Below are 1,265 nucleotides of genomic sequence, written 5' to 3'. Positions count from 1 at the left end.
GCGGTGTTGATCTGCCGTGTTCGCGGCCTTCATTTAAAAGAAAAACACGTTACGTGGCACGGTCAGATCATTCCAGGCGCGCTTTTTGATTTCGCACTGTATTTCTACAACAACCACAAAGCATTGCTTCAAAAAGGCAGCGGCCCATATTTCTATCTTCCTAAAATGCAGTCTCACCATGAGGCGAAGTGGTGGAGTGAAGTGTTCCATTTCACAGAAGAATATTTTGGTTTAGAGACTGGCACGATCAAAGCGACCGTGCTGATCGAAACGTTACCAGCTGTGTTTGAGATGGATGAGATTTTGTTCTCACTTAAAGAGCACATCGTAGGGCTGAATTGTGGTCGTTGGGATTACATTTTCAGTTACATCAAAACACTGAAGAAACACCCAGATCGTGTTCTGCCGGATCGCCAAGTCGTCACCATGGACAAACCATTTTTGAACGCCTATTCGCGTTTGCTGGTTCGTATTTGTCACAAGCGTGGTGCTTTCGCGATGGGAGGAATGGCCGCCTTTATTCCCGCGAAAGACCCGCAAGAAAACCAGAAAGTGTTGGATAAAATTCACAACGATAAGTCACTTGAGGCGAATAACGGTCACGACGGTACGTGGGTTGCTCACCCGGGGCTCGCCGATACTGCTATGGAAGTATTCAGTGCGGCACTTGGAGAGCGAACAAATCAACTAGATGTTAGTCGCTCCGAAGATGCGCCAATTACCGCAGCCGAGTTGCTAGAACCGTGTGACGGTGAACGTACAGAAGAAGGCATGCGCCACAACATTCGCGTTGCGCTGCAATACATCGAAGCTTGGATTTCTGGAAACGGCTGTGTACCAATCTACGGATTAATGGAAGATGCTGCGACTGCTGAGATTTCTCGCGCCTCAATCTGGCAATGGATTCAGCACGGTAAGTCACTCGACAATGGTCAACAGGTGACAAAAGCACTGTTCGAAACCTACTTGCAAGAAGAAGTGGAAGTAGTGAAACAAGAAGTGGGCGAAGAACGTTATCAAGCCGGGCGTTTTGAAGAAGCCGCACAATTGATGGCGAAGCTAACAACTAGCGATGAGCTAACCAACTTCTTAACCGTTCCTGGTTATGACTACCTAGACTAAGAATTCTTAACTGTAATACCAATAACGTGAAAACTTTCGAGGCAGATAGGGATGTACTGCCTGAGAACGGAAACTCAACGCACAAACAAAAGTGCAAATAATAAAGAGGGATAGACCAATGACATTGACTCGCCGCCAACAAA

1 protein-coding gene is annotated in these 1,265 nt (G+C 46.8%); it reads left to right on the top strand.

The annotated features are described in order from the left end of the window. Positions 1 to 1,122: malate synthase A (gene aceB / locus R7O12_RS25485; RefSeq protein WP_318126849.1), on the top strand; the 1,122-nt coding region annotated here is incomplete at its 5' end. Positions 1,123 to 1,265: the final 143 nt, after the last annotated feature.

This window comes from Vibrio sp. Vb1574 (assembly GCF_033338675.1).
Note: the sequence above shows the minus strand (reverse complement) of the source record. Positions and strands in the feature narration are given on the sequence as shown.